16 protein-coding genes are annotated in these 16,506 nt (G+C 72.0%); 9 read left to right on the forward strand and 7 right to left on the reverse strand.

Going from position 1 to position 16,506, the window contains the following annotated elements:
- The 3 genes from ACFYZE_RS15520 to ACFYZE_RS15530 form a co-directional block, all read right to left on the reverse strand.
- The coding region (locus ACFYZE_RS15520) for an NADH-quinone oxidoreductase subunit C (RefSeq protein ID WP_388993074.1) at window positions 1-1,093 on the reverse strand (1,093 nt) is incomplete at its 3' end.
- On the reverse strand, window positions 1,090-1,713 hold the full coding sequence (locus ACFYZE_RS15525) for an NADH-quinone oxidoreductase subunit B (RefSeq protein WP_388993077.1): 624 nt from the start codon (window positions 1,711-1,713) through the stop codon (window positions 1,090-1,092). The genes ACFYZE_RS15525 and ACFYZE_RS15520, both read right to left, overlap by 4 nt.
- Window positions 1,704-2,105, reverse strand: a complete 402-nt coding sequence (locus ACFYZE_RS15530) for an NADH-quinone oxidoreductase subunit A (RefSeq protein ID WP_103841246.1) — start codon at window positions 2,103-2,105, stop codon at window positions 1,704-1,706. The genes ACFYZE_RS15525 and ACFYZE_RS15530 overlap by 10 nt, the downstream gene beginning before the upstream one ends.
- A gap of 424 nt (window positions 2,106-2,529) precedes the next feature.
- On the opposite strand from ACFYZE_RS15530, the gene ACFYZE_RS15535 reads away from it, so the two are divergent.
- The 5 genes from ACFYZE_RS15535 (at window position 2,530) to ACFYZE_RS15555 (ending at window position 9,327) form a co-directional block, all read left to right on the forward strand.
- Entirely contained in the window at window positions 2,530-3,726 is a 1,197-nt protein-coding gene (locus ACFYZE_RS15535; RefSeq protein WP_388993080.1) for a sensor histidine kinase, read from the forward strand.
- 141 nt (window positions 3,727-3,867) lie between these two features.
- A complete protein-coding gene (locus tag ACFYZE_RS15540) occupies window positions 3,868-5,217 on the forward strand; it encodes a sensor histidine kinase (protein WP_388993084.1) in 1,350 nt (449 codons plus the stop codon).
- Between the two features lie 159 nt (window positions 5,218-5,376).
- Entirely contained in the window at window positions 5,377-6,036 is a 660-nt protein-coding gene (locus ACFYZE_RS15545) for a LuxR C-terminal-related transcriptional regulator (protein WP_388993475.1), read from the forward strand.
- A gap of 290 nt (window positions 6,037-6,326) precedes the next feature.
- Complete coding sequence (locus tag ACFYZE_RS15550) at window positions 6,327-8,255, forward strand: 2-oxoacid:acceptor oxidoreductase subunit alpha (protein ID WP_388993087.1); 1,929 nt, start codon at window positions 6,327-6,329, stop codon at window positions 8,253-8,255.
- Window positions 8,248-9,327 carry a 2-oxoacid:ferredoxin oxidoreductase subunit beta gene (locus tag ACFYZE_RS15555; protein ID WP_388993090.1) on the forward strand — a complete coding sequence of 360 codons (1,080 nt, stop codon included), beginning with the start codon at window positions 8,248-8,250 and terminating at the stop codon, window positions 9,325-9,327. The genes ACFYZE_RS15550 and ACFYZE_RS15555 overlap by 8 nt, the downstream gene beginning before the upstream one ends.
- A 28-nt stretch (window positions 9,328-9,355) precedes the next feature.
- Here the strand turns inward: ACFYZE_RS15555 and ACFYZE_RS15560 are convergent, their stop codons facing one another.
- Window positions 9,356-9,766: a winged helix-turn-helix transcriptional regulator gene (locus ACFYZE_RS15560; RefSeq protein ID WP_388993093.1), complete on the reverse strand. Its 411-nt coding sequence runs from the start codon at window positions 9,764-9,766 to the stop codon at window positions 9,356-9,358.
- Window positions 9,767-9,858: 92 nt separating this feature from the next.
- Between ACFYZE_RS15560 and ACFYZE_RS15565 the strand changes: the two genes are divergently transcribed.
- Both ACFYZE_RS15565 and rarD read left to right on the forward strand, forming a co-directional pair.
- Window positions 9,859-10,713 (forward strand): SDR family oxidoreductase, encoded by an 855-nt coding sequence (locus tag ACFYZE_RS15565; RefSeq protein WP_388993096.1) that lies wholly within the window; start codon window positions 9,859-9,861, stop codon window positions 10,711-10,713.
- A 136-nt stretch (window positions 10,714-10,849) separates the two neighbouring features.
- The gene (gene rarD, locus ACFYZE_RS15570; RefSeq protein ID WP_388993099.1) at window positions 10,850-11,842 is read left to right on the forward strand and encodes an EamA family transporter RarD; all 993 of its coding nucleotides are present in this window, start codon (window positions 10,850-10,852) and stop codon (window positions 11,840-11,842) included.
- 12 nt (window positions 11,843-11,854) lie between these two features.
- Here rarD and ACFYZE_RS15575 read toward each other — a convergent pair whose 3' ends face one another.
- Window positions 11,855-13,105, reverse strand: coding sequence for a tetratricopeptide repeat protein (locus ACFYZE_RS15575; protein WP_388993102.1), 1,251 nt, complete (start codon window positions 13,103-13,105; stop codon window positions 11,855-11,857).
- A gap of 397 nt (window positions 13,106-13,502) precedes the next feature.
- Between ACFYZE_RS15575 and ACFYZE_RS15580 the strand changes: the two genes are divergently transcribed.
- Window positions 13,503-14,042, forward strand: a complete 540-nt coding sequence (locus tag ACFYZE_RS15580) for a hypothetical protein (protein ID WP_388993105.1) — start codon at window positions 13,503-13,505, stop codon at window positions 14,040-14,042.
- A 2-nt stretch (window positions 14,043-14,044) separates the two neighbouring features.
- On the forward strand, window positions 14,045-14,587 hold the full coding sequence (locus ACFYZE_RS15585) for an NUDIX hydrolase (RefSeq protein WP_388993108.1): 543 nt from the start codon (window positions 14,045-14,047) through the stop codon (window positions 14,585-14,587).
- A 52-nt stretch (window positions 14,588-14,639) separates the two neighbouring features.
- Here ACFYZE_RS15585 and ACFYZE_RS15590 read toward each other — a convergent pair whose 3' ends face one another.
- Entirely contained in the window at window positions 14,640-15,515 is an 876-nt protein-coding gene (locus tag ACFYZE_RS15590) for an ABC transporter permease (protein WP_388993111.1), read from the reverse strand.
- The gene (locus ACFYZE_RS15595) at window positions 15,502-16,500 is read right to left on the reverse strand and encodes an ABC transporter ATP-binding protein (RefSeq protein ID WP_388993114.1); all 999 of its coding nucleotides are present in this window, start codon (window positions 16,498-16,500) and stop codon (window positions 15,502-15,504) included. Before ACFYZE_RS15595 ends, ACFYZE_RS15590 begins: the two co-directional genes overlap by 14 nt.
- Window positions 16,501-16,506: the final 6 nt, after the last annotated feature.

Genomic DNA, 16,506 nt, shown 5'->3' on the forward strand with positions numbered 1-16,506 from the left:
ACGCCGGTTTCGCCGGTTCGGTCGCGGGTTTCGCCGGACCTTCTGGGGCGGTGGGTTCCGGCTTGTCGAAGGCCGGGCGGGCGTGGTGCCAGGGGGCGTCCGAGCTGCGGGGCGCGACGTCGGGCCTCCGGGGCGTGCCCTCGGCTACCGGGGCCCCGGCTGCCGGGGCCTCGGCTCGCTGGGAGGCCGAACCCTCGGAGGCACTCCGCGCACGGCGGGGCCCAGCGGAAGGTGTCGCCGGCTCGGCACCGCCCTCGGCTCGTTGCGAGGCCGAACCCTCCGACGCGCTGCGGGCACGCCGGGGACCGGTCGGCGTAGTCGCCGTGTCCCCAGCCGCACGCTGCGACGCCGAACCCTCCGAAGCGCTCCGCGCACGCCGCGGCGGCGGCGCCGGCGTCTCGGTGGGCTCGCCCGCGGCCGGGGCCTGGCTCGCGGAGCCCTCCGCTGCCGTGCGGGTGCGGCGTACGGGGCGTTCGCCCGCCGCTCGGCCTGCGGCGCGGGCCGGGCGGGCGGGGGCAGGAGGGAGCTGTCCCTTGAGGGGGCCCCACTCGTTCGGGTCGGGGACGCCCGGGGGCAGCATCTGGCGGCGCTTGGGGCCACCGTGGTCGGACTCGCCCGGTTCCTTCGCACCGGGCCATGCCTTGGCGACCCGGGCCGCCAGCACGAAGTCCTTGCGCAGCGGGTGGCCCTCGAAGCCCTCGGGCAGGAGCAGGTGCTCCAGCGAGGGGTGGCCCTCGAAGGCGATGCCGAACATCTCGTGGGTCTCGCGTTCGTGCCAGGCGGCGCCCGCGTAGACGTCCACGGCGGACGGCAGGACGGGGGCCTCGTGCGGGACGGTCGTACGGACGAGGAGGCGGCGGACCGGGGACAGGGCCACCACATGGGCCGAGACGCGCAGGCCCGTGCCCGGCTCGTCGACCGCGCTCAGCCAGTCGAAGTACGTGCAGCCCAGCTCGTCGCGCGCGACCCGGAGCGCCTCGGTCCAGCCCGTCGGGGCTACGTCGACGGTCAGGACCTCGTACGACTCCTCGGCCGTGGCCTCAGGGCCGAAGAGTTCCTCGGCGGACGCGGGCAGCCAGCCGACGGCGGTCATCGCCCCTCCCGCTGATCCGGTTCGGGGGCCGACGACGGCGGCTGGACCAGGCCGCTCTGCAGGGCCGCGGTGGACGGCCGCGAGGATCCGTACCGCTCCCCCAGCGACTCGCGCGCGATCTTCTCCTGGAGCTTGAGGATGCCCTGGAGCAGTGCCTCGGGACGCGGCGGGCAGCCGGGGACGTACACGTCCACCGGGATGATCTGGTCGACGCCCTTGGTGACGGAGTAGGAGTCCCAGTACGGGCCGCCGCAGTTGGAGCACGCGCCGAAGGAGATGACGTACTTCGGCTCGGGCATCTGCTCGTACAGGCGTTTGATGGCCGGGGCCATCTTGTCCGTGACCGTGCCGGACACCACCATCAGGTCGGCCTGGCGCGGGCCAGGCGCGAACGGGATGACCCCCAGGCGGATGAAGTCGTGGCGGGCCATGGACGCGGCGATGAACTCGATCGCGCAGCAGGCGAGGCCGAAGTTGAAGACCCACAGCGAGTAGCGGCGTCCCCAGTTCAGGATCACCTTCATCGGCTCGGGGGCCAGGCGGGCCAGTGCGCCCAGCCGCTTGGGCTCCGGAAGCAGCACAGGTCCGGTGGCCTCGGTGGTCGAGGGGTTCACGTCCATGTCAGGACCCCCTTCTTGTACGCGTAGAGCAGTCCCACGGCCAGGAAGCCGAGGAAGACGAACATCTCCACGAGGGTGGTGGCTCCGTACCGCGGATCGGCGAAGACCGTGGCCCACGGGAAGAGGAAGATCGAGTCGACGGCGAAGATCACGTACAGGAACGCGTAGACGTAGTAGCGGACCTGCGTATGGGCCCAGCCCTCGCCGACGGGGTCGACGCCGCACTCGTACGTCAGCAGCTTCTCCGGCGTGGGCACGACGGGGCGCAGCAGCCGGCCCGCGCCGAAGGCGACGGCGACGAAGAGCACGCCGACGACGGCGAGCAGCCCGACGACGGAGTAGGACTGGAAGTAGTCCGCCGCCACGACAGCGACGGCGGTCGGATGCGGCACGTCAGCCCCTCGCTCCCTGACCTCGTGACCCTGGTGAATCCTGTGATTCGACGATCTGTACGCACGGGAGTCTAGGCCCTGCTAAAGAGAGGGTAAGCAGCCCGTCGCACGTTGAGATGCCCTGGTACGCGCCCCACTCGCCGGACGGCTCGCATCGCGTACCCCTGGCACGGCTCGGATCACCTCTCGCGGCGGTCGGATCGGCGGAGGGTGGGGAAACCCCGAGGAAGTCATGGCGGTCGGCCTCATGGTGCGGCGGCGCGGGGCGCGGCAGGCTGGCGGACATCACCGCACGAGGCCGGAACGTGACCGGACTAGACCAGGGGATATGACCGAACGGGGGCGGAGGGCCATGAACGAACGGGGTCGCGGGGCCATGAACGAATCGGGTCGGGGGGCCGTGGCCGAACGGGGTCGCGGGGCCGTGAACGAACGCATCACGAGCCGGGGCGTGCTGGACGGCGAGCGGCCGCCGCCCGTCCGCCCGGCGCTGGAGGAGCACACCTGGCGGGAGATCGCGCACCTTCTGGCGAACCTGCCGATGTCGCTGATCGGGTTCGTCTACGTGGTCACGGTGCTGTCCACGGGTGGGACGCTGACGGTGACCGTGATCGGTGTCCCGCTGCTCGCGGCCGGTCTGCTGGGCGCGCGGCAGCTCGGCAAGCTGGAGCGGGCGCGGGCCAGGGCGCTGCTCGGGGTGCGGGTGGAGGAGCCGACTCCGCTGCCGTTGCGCAGGAGCGGCGGGATGGTGCAGTGGCTGTCGATGACGCTGAAGGACCCGGTGGGCTGGCGGACCCTCCTGTACGACTTCATCCGGCTGCCCTGGGGGATCCTGAGCTTCACGGTGACGTTCACGTCGCTGTTCGTGCTGTGGCCGGTTCTGCCGTGGCTCGCGCGCGGGCTCAGCAATGTGGACCGGGCGATGGTGCGCGGTCTGCTGTCCCCCTCCGACGAGTTGGAACGGCGTATCGCCGAACTGGAGTCCGACCGTGGGGTGGTGGTGGACACGGCGGCGGCCGATCTGCGGCGCATCGAGCGCGATCTGCACGACGGAGCGCAGGCGCGCCTGGTGAACCTGGCGATGGGGCTCGGCCTCGCCAAGGAGAAGCTGCTCGAGGACCCGGACTCGGCGGCGGCCATGGTCGCGGAGGCGCACGGCGAGGTGAAGCTGGCGCTGCAGGAGCTGCGGGACCTCGCCCGCGGCATCCACCCCGCCGTCCTCACCGACCGCGGCCTCGACGCCGCGCTGTCGTCGGTGGCCACGCGCTGCACGGTGCCGGTGAAGGTCACCGTGGACCTCGACACGAGACCGGCCGCGGCGATCGAGGGCATCGCCTACTTCACGGTGTCGGAGCTGTTGCAGAACATCAGCAAGCACAGCCGTGCCGGGTCCGCCTCCGTGGAGGTGTGGCGGACGGACGAACGACTGCTCATCCAGGTCTGGGACGACGGCCGCGGAGGCGCGCGCCTCGACGGCGGCACGGGCATGGCGGGGCTCGCGGAGCGGCTGGACGCGGTCGACGGCCTGTTCGTCGTCGACTCGCCGGTGGGCGGCCCCACGACGATCACGGCGGAGCTGCCGTGTCGGGACCGCGGGGACGAGGGACGGCGGCGGAGGTAGCGACAGACCCGGTCCTGGTGTGTCCGGGGTGGGGAAAACCCCCGGTTGAAGACGCCGACGCGCTGCATGGCCGGGCCGGCGCGGGCACAGCAGGGTGGAGACACGAACCGGGATGGACGAACCAGCAGAACGGACAAGCCGATGGCCACGCAGTACGGGCAGGGGTACGGAGAGTGGGGCGGCCCTGGATCCCAGGGCGCCGGGGGGCGGCCGCACCGGCTTCCGGTGGCGCTGCGGGCACCGGTCGAGGCGCGCAGCTGGGGCGAGTTCTGCTACGTGCTGCTGAGCCTGCCGATCGGGATCGCGATGTTCGTCTACAGCGTCACGATGTTCTCGATCGGGGCGGGCCTGCTGGTGACGTTCCTGGGCATCCCGGTGCTCGCGGCGGCGCTCGCCGGGTGCCGTGGGTTCGGGGCGCTGGAGCGGGCCCGGGCGCGGGGGCTGCTGGGGCTGGAGGTGGCCGCTCCGGAGCCGCTGCGGACGAACGGGCGCGGGGCGATGGCGTGGATGGGGGCGATGCTCAAGAGCGGGACCTCCTGGCGGCACATGCTGTACACGGTGCTGCAGTTCCCGTGGGCGGTGTTCTCGTTCTCGGTGGGGGTGAGTTTCTGGACGTGCGGGTGGGCGCTGCTGACGTATCCGCTGTGGTTCTGGGTGTTCCCGATGTACGCCGGTCAGGACGGCATCCAGCTGTACGGCGACGAGACGCACCACGTGTACCTCGACAACCCGTTCGAGATCACGGTGACCGCGCTGGTCGGGCTGCTGATCACACTGGCCACGCCCTGGATCGTCCGGGGGCTGACGAGCGTGGACCGGCTGCTGGTGCACGGGCTGCTCGGGCCGTCGCGGCTGGCGACCCGGGTGGTGGAGCTGGAGTCGGACCGCGGGGCGGTGGTGGACACGGCCGCGGCGGATCTGCGGCGCATCGAGCGCGACCTGCACGACGGGGCGCAGGCCCGGCTGGTGGCGTTGGCCATGGATCTGGGGCTGGCGAAGGAGAAGCTGGCCGAGGATCCGCGGGCGGCGGCGCGGATGGTGGAGGACGCGCACGGCGAGGTGAAGACGGCGCTGCAGGAGTTGCGGGACCTGGCCCGTGGGATCCATCCGGCGGTCCTCACCGACCGCGGCCTCGATGCCGCGCTGTCGGCGGTGGCCTCGCGGTGCGCCGTGCCGGTGGAGGTGGAGGTGGACCTGCCGTCCCGGCCGGCACCGGCGATCGAGGGGATCGCCTACTTCACGGTGTCGGAGCTGTTGCAGAACGTGAGCAAGCATGCGCGGGCGTCGCGGGCGACGGTGGATGTGTGGCAGGCGGAGGACCGGCTGCTGCTGCAGGTGACCGACGACGGCATCGGGGGCGCCGACGCCTCCGGCGGGTCGGGGCTGGCGGGGCTGGCGGGACGGCTCGATGCGGTGGACGGCGTGCTGGTGGTGGATTCACCGGTCGGGGGGCCCACGCGGATCACCGCTGAGTTGCCCTGGCGGGCATAGCCCCCGGCGGTGCGGCACCGGATGGTTCCGCCCATCCGCCTGACACACCCCTCTTTCGCCCTCGCAGCGACCCCGCGCACGTCCCGATGCTGGAATGCTGGAGCCTGTCGTGCGGACCGGAGACAGGTTGCGGGGGTCGGGGGGATCGTGGAGGACAGGGTGCGGGTCGTCATCGCCGAGGATTCTGTGCTGCTCAGGGAGGGACTGACCCGGTTGCTGACCGACCGTGGGCATGACGTCGTCGCCGGTGTCGGGGACGCGGAGGCGCTGATCAAGACCATCACCGAGCTCGCGGACCAGGGCGAGCTGCCCGATGTCGTCGTCGCCGACGTGCGGATGCCGCCGACCCACACGGACGAAGGAGTGCGGGCCGCGGTCCAGCTGCGCAGGGCGCATCCCGGACTGGGTGTGCTCGTGCTGTCGCAGTACGTGGAGGAGCGGTACGCCACCGAGCTGCTGGCCGGCTCCAGTCGCGGCGTCGGCTATCTGCTCAAGGACCGGGTCGCCGAGGTGCGCGAGTTCGTGGACGCCGTGGTGCGGGTCGCCGAGGGAGGCACCGCGCTCGACCCCGAGGTGGTCGCACAGCTGCTCGGGCGCAGCCGCAAGCAGGACGTGCTGGCGGCGCTCACCCCGCGGGAGCGGGAGGTCCTAGGCCTGATGGCCGAGGGGCGGACGAACTCAGCGATCGCCCGGCAGCTCGTCGTGAGCGACGGAGCTGTCGAGAAGCACGTCAGCAACATCTTCCTGAAGCTCGGTCTGTCCCCGAGTGACGGGGATCACCGGCGTGTTCTGGCCGTGCTCACCTATCTCAACTCCTGATCGGCTGACACTGTGCCAGGTGGCGGGGGCCGGTTCCGGACATCACCGGGGCTCCGGCGTCGCCCGGCGCCACTGCGGTACCGAGCACCAAAGGATGAGCGGGGCGCGTCTTCACGAGCAGTCCGGGAGGTGGGGCACATCATGGCAAATCGGGGCGCCGGACCGTCTCACGATGGTGTCCATCATGCGAACGGCCGAGGGAAGGCGACCCTTACCGACGTAGGGTTGATCCTGGGAAGGCCGGTGGGACGGCCACTCCCAGACAGCCGCCTCGAGGGAGGTCCAGTTCAGTGACCAGCCAGGTCAGCAGTCCAGCGGGACAGGCGGACGGAGCCGTCGTAGGAGAACAGCGCAAACCGGCGGGCTCGAAGGACGTGCGCCGGCTGGACCGGGTGATCATCCGGTTCGCGGGGGACTCCGGTGACGGTATGCAGCTCACGGGTGACCGTTTCACCTCGGAGACGGCGTCCTTCGGCAACGATCTGTCGACGCTGCCGAACTTCCCCGCCGAGATCCGCGCGCCTGCCGGGACGCTGCCGGGTGTGTCGTCGTTCCAGCTGCACTTCGCCGACCACGACATCCTCACCCCGGGCGACGCCCCGAACGTGCTGGTGGCGATGAACCCGGCCGCGCTGAAGGCCAACGTGGGCGACCTGCCGCGCGGCGCGGAGATCATTGTCAACACCGACGAGTTCACCAAGCGCGCGATGCAGAAGGTCGGCTATGCCGCCTCTCCCCTTGAGGACGGCTCGCTCGACGGCTACAACGTCCACCCCGTGCCGCTGACCACCCTCACCGTCGAGGCGCTGAAGGACTTCGACCTCACCCGCAAGGAGGCCGAGCGCAGCAAGAACATGTTCGCGCTCGGCCTGCTGAGCTGGATGTACCACCGGCCCACCGAGGGCACCGAGGCGTTCCTGAGGACGAAGTTCGCGAAGAAGCCGGACATCGCCGCGGCGAACATCGCCGCCTTCCGGGCGGGGTGGAACTTCGGGGAGACGACGGAGGACTTCGCGGTCTCCTACGAGGTGGCCCCGGCCGTCAAGGCGTTCCCGGTGGGCACCTACCGCAACATCTCCGGGAACCTGGCCCTGGCGTACGGCCTGATCGCCGCCTCCCGCCAGGCGGACCTGCCGCTGTTCCTGGGCTCGTACCCGATCACTCCGGCCTCGGACATCCTGCACGAGCTGTCCAAGCACAAGAACTTCGGTGTGCGCACCTTCCAGGCCGAGGACGAGATCGCCGGCATCGGTGCTGCCCTGGGGGCGGCGTTCGGCGGGTCGCTGGCGGTGACGACGACGAGTGGCCCCGGTGTCGCGCTCAAGAGCGAGACGATCGGGCTGGCGGTCTCGCTGGAGCTGCCGCTGCTGATCGTCGACATCCAGCGCGGCGGGCCGTCCACCGGTCTGCCGACCAAGACCGAGCAGGCGGATCTGCTGCAGGCGATGTACGGCCGCAACGGCGAGGCCCCGGTCCCGGTGATCGCCCCGCGCACCCCGGCCGACTGCTTCGACGCGGCCCTGGAGGCGGCCCGGATCGCGCTGACCTACCGCACCCCGGTCTTCCTGCTCTCCGACGGCTACCTGGCCAACGGCTCGGAGCCGTGGCGCATCCCCGAGCTGGAGGAGCTGCCCGACCTGGGGGTGCAGTTCGCGCAGGGCCCGAACCACACCCTGGACGACGGCACCGAGGTGTTCTGGCCCTACAAGCGCGACCCGCAGACCCTGGCCCGCCCGTGGGCGCTCCCGGGCACCCCGGGCCTGGAGCACCGCATCGGCGGCATCGAGAAGCAGGACGGCACCGGCAACATCTCCTACGACCCCGCCAACCACGACTTCATGGTCCGCACCCGCCAGGCGAAGGTCGACCAGATCGTGGTACCCGAGGTGGAGGTGGACGACCCGCACGGCGCGAGCACCCTGGTGCTGGGCTGGGGTTCGACGTACGGGCCGATCACCGCGGCGGTACGCCGGCTGCGTGCGGCCGGGGAGTCGATCGCGCAGGCCCATCTGCGGCACGTCAACCCGTTCCCGCCCAATCTCGGCGCGGTGCTGGGGCGTTACGACAAGGTGGTGATCCCCGAGATGAACCTCGGCCAGCTCGCCACCCTGATCCGGGCGAAGTACCTGGTCGACGCCCACTCCTACAACCAGGTCAACGGCATGCCGTTCAAGGCGGAGCAACTCGCCGCGGCGTTCAAGGAGGCCATCGATGACTGAGACGACCACGGAAGGCACGGGCACGATCGAGGCGCTCTCGCTCGTCCCCAAGGCCGTGGCCAGGCAGTCCATGAAGGACTTCAAGTCCGATCAGGAAGTGCGCTGGTGCCCCGGCTGCGGTGACTACGCGATCCTCGCCGCGGTCCAGGGCTTCATGCCGGAGCTGGGCCTGGCGCGGGAGAACATCGTCTTCGTCTCCGGGATCGGCTGCTCGTCGCGCTTCCCGTACTACATGAACACGTACGGCATGCACTCCATCCACGGCCGGGCGCCCGCGATCGCGACCGGTCTCGCGGCCTCGCGGCGCGATCTGAGCGTGTGGGTGGTCACCGGTGACGGTGACGCGCTGTCCATCGGCGGCAACCACCTGATCCACGCGCTGCGCCGGAACGTGAACCTGAAGATCCTGCTGTTCAACAACCGGATCTACGGCCTGACCAAGGGCCAGTACTCGCCCACCTCCGAGGTCGGCAAGATCACCAAGTCGACCCCGATGGGCTCCCTCGACGCGCCGTTCAACCCGGTCTCGCTGGCGCTGGGCGCGGAGGCGTCCTTCGTGGCCCGCACGATCGACTCCGACCGCAAGCACCTCACCGAGGTGCTGCGCCAGGCCGCCGCCCACCCGGGCACGGCGCTGATCGAGATCTACCAGAACTGCAACATCTTCAACGACGGCGCCTTCGACGCGCTCAAGGACAAGCAGAGCGCCCAGGAGGCCCTGATCCGGCTGGAGCACGGGCAGCCGATCCGGTTCGGGGCGGACGGGGCGCGCGGTGTCGTACGGGACCGGCGGACCGGCGACCTGAAGGTCGTCACCGTCACCCCGGAGAACGAGGCGGACATCCTGGTCCACGACGCGCACGCCGCCTCCCCCACCACGGCCTTCGCGCTCTCCCGCCTCGCCGACCCGGACACCCTGCACCAGACCCCGATCGGGGTGTTCCGGTCCGTGGAGCGGCCCGTCTACGACACCGCGATGGCCGACCAGCTCGATGCCGCCATCGAGCAGAACGGCAAGGGCGACCTGGCCGCCCTGCTCGCCGGCGGGGACACCTGGACCGTCGTCGGCTGAGCACTCCGCTCGGAAACGACGGTGCGCTTCACGAGGCCCGGGCGGACAGCGCCCGGGCCTCGTCGTATGCCTGGCGGGCCTTCTCCACGTCCGCCATGCGGTCGTGGGTCCACAGCGCCAGCGCCCGTACCTGCTCGGCGGCCTCGCGGCCCAGGCCGGTGAGGGAGTAGTCGACACGCGGCGGGATCACGGGCTTGGCGTCCCGGTGCACCAGACCGTCGCGTTCCAGGGTCTGCAGGGTCTGGGTGAGCATCTTCTCGCTGACGCGGGCGGTCCGCCCGATCGCACGGCGCAACTCGCTGAAGCGGTGGGGGCGGTCGAGGAGCTCGATCAGGACGAGCACGCCCCAGCGGCTGGTGACGTGTTCCAGGACGAGGCGGTAGGGGCACATCGCCTCGGCGGCGTCGCGCCTGCCGGCGGTCCCAGTGCTTACTGTCATGCCAGTACCTTACTTCAAAGTGGGTACTTTCGCTTAGTTAGCGCACCTCCTAGGGTGAGTGTCGGAAAGCACCCCACAAGGAGATCCAAGTCATGAGCATCGTCGTCACCGGAGCCACCGGACACCTCGGCCGTCATGTGGTGGAGCAGTTGCTGGAGAAGGTTCCGGCCGAGCAGATCACCGCGGTCGTCCGCAACCCGGAGAAGGCCGCCGACCTCGAGGAGCGCGGCGTGCGGATCGCCGTCGCCGACTACAACGCTCCACAGACCTTCGACGGACTGTTCTCAGCCGGCGACAAGGTGCTGCTGATCTCCGGCAACGAGTTCGACAAGGGCCGCGTCCAGCAGCACCAGGTGGTCCTGGAGGCCGCCAAGGCCGCCGGCGTCGCCCTCCTCGCCTACACCAGCGCGCCCGGCAGCCTGAAGGCCGCCCTCGCCGACGACCACCGGGCCACCGAGCAGGCGATCCTGGACTCGGGCGTGCCGTACGTGCTGCTGCGCAACGGCTGGTACCACGAGAACTACACCGAGAACCTCGCCCCGGTCCTGGAGCACGGCGCCGTCGTCCAGGCCGCCGGCGCAGGCCGCGTCTCCTCCGCCTCCCGCGCCGACTACGCGGCCGCCGCGGTCGCCGTGCTGACCGGCGAGGGCCACGAGAACAAGGCGTACGAGCTGGGCGGCGACGAGGCGTGGGGCTTCGCCGAGTACGCCGCCGAGCTGAGCAGGCAGACCGGCAAGGAGATCGCCTACAACCCCGTCTCCGTCGAGACGTACGTGGAGATCCTCAAGGGTGCCGGGCTGCCCGAGCCGCTCGCCGCGGTCTTCGCCGGCGTGGACGCGTCCATCGAGAAGGGCGAGCTGGAGGTCACCACCGGCGACCTCTCCCGCCTCGCCGGGCGTCCGACCACCCCGCTCGCCGAGGCGATCACCGCCGCGCTCAAGGGCTGAACTCCCCCTTCGGGCCCTTGAGCTTCCCGACCCCCGCCTGTCATGACCGTATGCCGATACGGGCATGACAGGCGGGGGTCCTCGCGCTACCTTCGTGGAGGCTGCATCGGGCAGCCGCGAGCGTGAGGGAGGGCCCGTGGCCGGGGAGCCGAAGGGTGAGCGACGGACAGGTCTGCTGAACGGCTTCGCCGCGTACGGGATGTGGGGGCTCGTCCCGCTGTTCTGGCCCCTGCTGAAGCCCGCCGGGGCCATGGAGATCCTCGCCCACCGGATGGTGTGGTCCCTGGTCCTGGTCGCCGTCGCACTGCTGGTGATGCGGCGCTGGGCCTGGGCGGGCGAACTGCTCCGGCAGCCGCGCCGGCTCGCACTGATCACGGTCGCCGCGGCCGTCATCACCGTCAACTGGGGCGTCTACATCTGGGCCGTGAACAGCGGGCACGTGGTGGAGGCCTCGCTCGGCTACTTCATCAACCCTCTCGTCACCATCGCCATGGGCGTGCTGCTGCTGAAGGAACGGCTGCGGCCGGTGCAGTGGGCGGCGGTCGGGGTCGGCTTCGCCGCCGTGCTCGTCCTCACGATCGGCTACGGCCGTCCGCCGTGGATCTCCCTGTGTCTTGCGTTCTCCTTCGCCACCTACGGACTGGTGAAGAAGAAGGTCAGCCTCGGCGGTATCGAGTCGCTGGCCGCGGAGACCGCCGTGCAGTTCCTGCCGGCGCTGGCGTACCTGCTGTGGCTTTCGGCGCACGGCGAGTCGACGTTCACGTCCCAGGGGGCGGGGCACGCGGCGCTGCTCGCGGCCACCGGGGTGGTCACCGCACTGCCGCTCGTCTGCTTCGGGGCCGCGGCGATACGGGTCCCCCTGTCGACGCTGGGTCTGCTGCAGTACCTGGCGCCCGTCTTCCAGTTCCTGCTGGGCATCCTCTACTTCCACGAGGCGATGCCGCCCGAGCGCTGGGCGGGCTTCGCGCTGGTCTGGCTGGCCCTGTCGCTGCTGACGGCGGACGCGTTGCGCACCGCGCGGCGGGCCACGCGGACGCTCGGCGGGGCGATCCCGGCTGCGCGCGCCACCACGGCGACGGTGAGCGGGGCCGCGGACGCAGACGCGGACCCGGTGGACGCCACGCCGTAGCCGCCGTAGCGCCTACTGGACGGCAGGCCGCTCGCCGGACGCCTTGCGGGCGCGCTCGGCCAAGCGGCCCATGCGGCTGCGGGCCTTCTCGAGCTGGTCGAGGTCGTCGGCGGCGGGGCCTTCCTGGGCCGCGAGTTCGCTCCATACGGCGATGAGGTCGCGGCCGAGGTCCAGCCCCTGGACCGGTTCGCGTACGGCACGCCAGGCGGCGGCCGCGCTCTGCACATTGCCGTAGGCCCCGCGCGGGTCGCCGAGGCGGTACCGGATGCGGGCCAGGTCGAGCGACAGGTGGAAGGAGCGCAGGGGGTCCGTCGCCAGGTAGGCGATGTAGGCGGTGAGTTCGCGCAGGTGCAGGACGTCGGGGTGCTCGTCGCCGAGGGTCGCGGCCGACTCGGCGACGGCCTGCTCGGCCAGCCCGGATGCCTCCTCCAGACGGCCCTGCTTCACGGCCGCGCTGATCTTGGCCATGGGCTCCGCGACGGGCCCGTCAGCGCCGCCGGCCGGCCCGTCCCCGAGCACGGCTTCCGCCACGGAGTCGAACTCCCGCACGGGCGGCTCCTTGACCTCGTCGTCCTGGCCGACGGCGACGGGGGCGATCTCGGGGGCGATCTCGGGGGCGGGGGCGGGGGCGGAAGTGCGGTCGGGGGCGGGCTTCCAGTCGGGGGCGGAGTGGGCGCCGAGGTCGGGGGTGGGGTCCGCTTCCGTGCCGAGGTCGGAGGCGGGATCCGCTTCCGTGGTGGGAGGCGCGGCGACTTCGGGGGCCTGAACGGAGGAGTAGGGGGGCGTGGGCCCGGCGGTGGGATCGGGGGCTGCGGCAGCGGCGGGGGTGGTGGACGGTGCGCTCGGCATGACCGGCGGTGGGCCGAACGTTCCTGTCGGCGGGGAGACGGTGCCAGGGGCCGGCGGTGCGGGCGGCGGCGGGGTGCCACCGTGGTTCGGGGCACCGGGCAGGGCCTGGGCCGGCCCGGACGTCGCGGTGATGAAGGCGACCTGCTCGGGCAGGGCCTGGAGAGCGAACGGGGCGACGGCACGGCCGGGGGACGCGGGGGCGGCTGCGGGCGCCGCTCCCCTCCGTACCGGCTCCCCAGCGAACTCGCTGGAGCCGTCGACGTGCACCCGGATCGGTACGACGTAGCCGATCCGTTCGTCGTGCACCGAGGCGAGGACCGGGTGGCCCGTGGCGCGGGCCATGCGGTGGAGGTGGTCCAGGACGGCCTGCTGGACCGGCTCCCCGGGTCCCGCGGCCACCGGTGACCCGCCCACGGTCGCTCCCGGGCCCGGCACCCCGTCGCATGTCCCCGCAGGCACCCGGACCTCGATCGGCGTCACCCCGGACCCCACGCCCCCGTCGGATGCGGCCCCCACGAAGGAGCGGCCCCAATTCTGTCCGCGGCTGAGTCGAGACATCGTTCCCTCACTCGGGTCGGTCGGTCGGGGAAAGGCGCCGAAGTCCTCCGCCTCCATTCGGCGTCGGCTCCCCTCGTCTCCGTCCCCGGCCCTGGGTGCGGGGACGCACGGCACACCCCTTCGAGTCTCCCGCCCCCGTGCTCGTCCCCGCGTCACCGCCGCGTCACAGCCTCGTCCCAGGTGCCGGAGCCCGGTACCGAACCCGCACACCTCGGGTGAAGATCGAGGGGCGAGGAGCGACCGAGGAGAGGCGATGCAGGGGATCGCGCGGCAGGGGCCCGGAGGGCCTGAGATCTGGATCCGCGGGCCGGTGGCCGACGCGGCACGACCGCCGTCCCACGGGAGCGCGAGCCCACGCCGGTTCGCCTGGGTGGCCACCCACGGCGGCGCCGGCACCTCGACGCTCGCCACCGTCTTCGGCGGCTTCGACGCGGGCCGCGGCTGGCCCCGTCCCGAGCACGACGAACCCTCCTCGGTGCTGCTGGTCGCCCGCACCCACGCGACCGGCCTGGGGTCCGTCCTCCGGTCCCTCGACGTCTTCCGGCGCGGCGCGGCCCCGCCCGGCCTCACCCTGGACGCCGTCGTGCTGGTCGCGGACGCGCCGGGCCGGCTGCCGCGCCCGCTCGCCCAGCGCGTCAAGGCGATCGAGTCGATGATCGGCGTCCATCGTGTGCCCTGGGTGCCCGCCTGGCGCACCGGCGACCTGGGCGGCCGGCCACCCCGCGAGTGCGACCCACTGGCCCGCCTGGTCGGCCCGTTCACGCCCTCGGGCGGCGGATCGGGGGTGCGCTGAGCATGCGCTGGACCGTGCACGGCGAGCGGGCGCTGTACGAGACGCCCTGGGTGCGGCTGCGGGCGCTCGACGTCGAACAGCCCGACGGGACACGCTGTGAGTACCACGTGGTCCGGCTGCGGGACGTCGCCGTCGCAGCCGCCGTGGACCGCGAACAACGCGTGCTCATGATGTGGCGGCACCGCTTCGTCACCGACACATGGGCCTGGGAGCTGCCCATGGGCCTCGTCGAGGACGGCGAGGAGCCCGCCGCGGCGGCAGGGCGCGAACTCGAGGAGGAGACCGGATGGCGCCCGGGCTCACTGCGGCCGCTGATGTGCGCCCAGCCCGCGGCCGGTGTCACCGACTCCCGGCACTTCGTGTTCCGCACCGACGACGCCACGCGCGTCGGCGAGCCGACCGAGCGCAACGAGTCCGACCGCCTGGAGTGGATCCCGCTGCCGGAGGTACGGGCGATGATCGAACGCGGTGAGATCGTCAGCAGCGCCACGCTGGTGGGTGTGATGGCCCTGCTGCTCGACCTCGGGCCCGGCCCGGGCGGCTGACCGGCGGGGACGGCGGACCGTGATGGCGCGGCCGGCCCCTGCCCGCCCGCGCCTAGGCCGTGATGTCCTTCGCCGTGAACCGCGCCCACGCCGCCGAGCCGAAGACCGCCGCGTACAGGGCCTGCAGGCCGAGGTTGCGTATCAGGTCGTCCCAGTAGACCGGGTCGCGCATCAGATCAGCGAACGACAGCCAGTAGTGCGAGAAGAAGTACGGCTGGAGCGCGTGCAGCTGCGGTATCTGGTCCATGATCTGGACCGTGATGAGCAGGCCCACCGTCGTCGCCATCGCCGCGATGCCGCTGCTCGTGAGCGTGGAGATGAACAGCCCGAGGGCCGCGACCCCGATCAGGGACGCGGCGACGACCAGCGCGATCAGCAGGGCCCTGCCGAGGCCCTCGGCGAAGCTGATGCGCGTACCGGAGATCGTCGTCAGGTCGCCCAGCGGGAAGAGCAGGGCGCCCACCGCGAGCGCCGAGACGGCGACGACGAGGGTGGCGATCAGGCAGAAGGCGATCGTCGTGGCGTACTTGGTGAGCAACAGCCGGGTACGGCCCGCGGGGGCGACCAGCAGGTAGCGCAGGGTGCCGGAGTTCGCCTCGCCCGCGATGGCGTCGCCCGCGATGACGCCGATCGCCATCGGCAGGAAGAACGGGAGCGTCGCCGCGAGCGCGGTGAACACCAGGAACAGGCCGTTGTTGGTGATCTGCGCGATGAACGCGGGGCCACCGCCCCCGCCCCGCCCGCCGGCCCCGTCGCTCGTCTCGATCTTCACGGCGATCCCGACCAGGATCGGCACGGCGGCGAGCACGGCCAGCAGGGCGAGCGTGCGCCAGCGCCGGAACGTGGTCACCAGCTCGCTGCGCAGCAGCCCGAAGGTCCACAGCGGGCTCGTCCGGGGCAGTACGCCGGCCGGCTCAGCCTGCGACATCGAACCCCTCCCCCGTGAGCGCCACGAACGCATCCTCCAGGGAGGCACGTTCGACGCCGAAGCCGCGTACGCGGACTCCCTCCGTGACCAACGCGGCGTTCACATCGGAAAGTTCCCGGTCGTCAGGGTCGGCCGTCACCCGGTTCTCCTCCACCACCACATCGGCCACGCCCTGTTCCTTCAGGACGCGTGCCGCGTCGGTGACGTCCGGGGTGGTCACGACGAGGCGTCCACGCGCCCCGGCCACCAGGTCTCCCACCGCGCCCTGCGCTATCAGCCGGCCCTGCGCCATCACCGCCGCGTGCGTGCAGACCTGCTCGATCTCGTCCAGCAGGTGGGAGGAGAGGAAGACGGTCGTGCCGTCGGAGGCCAGTTCCCTGACCAGGGCGCGGATCTCCCGCATGCCCTGCGGGTCGAGGCCGTTGGTCGGCTCGTCCAGGACCAGGAGCCTGCGGGGCTGGAGCAGGGCGGCCGCGAGACCGAGGCGCTGCTTCATCCCCAGGGAGTACGCCTTCGCCTTCTTGCCCGCGGCCGCCGTGAGCCCGACCCGGTCGAGGGCGGCCGCGACACGCGTCCGACGGGTGCCCGGGTCGGCGGTGGGATCGGCGGCGTCGTAGCGCAGGAGGTTGTCCCGGCCGGAGAGGAAGCCGTACAGCGCCGGGCCCTCGATGAGGGCGCCGACCTGCGGGAGCACGGTGCGCGCGGCCCGGGGCATGGGCCGCCCCAGCACGCGTGCCGAGCCCGAGGTGGGCTCGATCAGGCCCATCAGCATGCGGATGGTGGTCGTCTTGCCGGAGCCGTTCGGCCCGAGGAAGCCGAAGACACTGCCCGCCGGGACGGTCAGATCGAGCCCGTCCACGGCGAGCTGCCCGCCGCGGTAGCGCTTGGTGAGGGCGCGGGTGGCGATGACCGGGGCCTCGGGGTCACTCGCCGCCCGCGCCGGTGAGTCCTTCGACTCCGCTTCCGCGGCGGGCAGTTCCTCCATGGGCTC

This window comes from Streptomyces sp. NPDC001796 (assembly GCF_042892355.1).
Classification (GTDB): Bacteria; Actinomycetota; Actinomycetes; order Streptomycetales; family Streptomycetaceae; genus Streptomyces.

What these genes read in the sequence shown, in the direction of transcription:
- ACFYZE_RS15525 (WP_388993077.1), bottom strand. Translation starts at nt 1,713, where the DNA reads ATGGACGTGAACCCCTCGACCACCGAGGCCACCGGACCTGTGCTGCTT.
- ACFYZE_RS15540 (WP_388993084.1), top strand. Translation starts at nt 3,868, where the DNA reads ATGGCCACGCAGTACGGGCAGGGGTACGGAGAGTGGGGCGGCCCTGGA.
- ACFYZE_RS15555 (WP_388993090.1), top strand. Translation starts at nt 8,248, where the DNA reads ATGACTGAGACGACCACGGAAGGCACGGGCACGATCGAGGCGCTCTCG.
- ACFYZE_RS15560 (WP_388993093.1), bottom strand. Translation starts at nt 9,766, where the DNA reads ATGACAGTAAGCACTGGGACCGCCGGCAGGCGCGACGCCGCCGAGGCG.
- ACFYZE_RS15565 (WP_388993096.1), top strand. Translation starts at nt 9,859, where the DNA reads ATGAGCATCGTCGTCACCGGAGCCACCGGACACCTCGGCCGTCATGTG.
- ACFYZE_RS15580 (WP_388993105.1), top strand. Translation starts at nt 13,503, where the DNA reads ATGCAGGGGATCGCGCGGCAGGGGCCCGGAGGGCCTGAGATCTGGATC.
- ACFYZE_RS15585 (WP_388993108.1), top strand. Translation starts at nt 14,045, where the DNA reads ATGCGCTGGACCGTGCACGGCGAGCGGGCGCTGTACGAGACGCCCTGG.
- ACFYZE_RS15590 (WP_388993111.1), bottom strand. Translation starts at nt 15,515, where the DNA reads ATGTCGCAGGCTGAGCCGGCCGGCGTACTGCCCCGGACGAGCCCGCTG.
- ACFYZE_RS15595 (WP_388993114.1), bottom strand. Translation starts at nt 16,500, where the DNA reads ATGGAGGAACTGCCCGCCGCGGAAGCGGAGTCGAAGGACTCACCGGCG.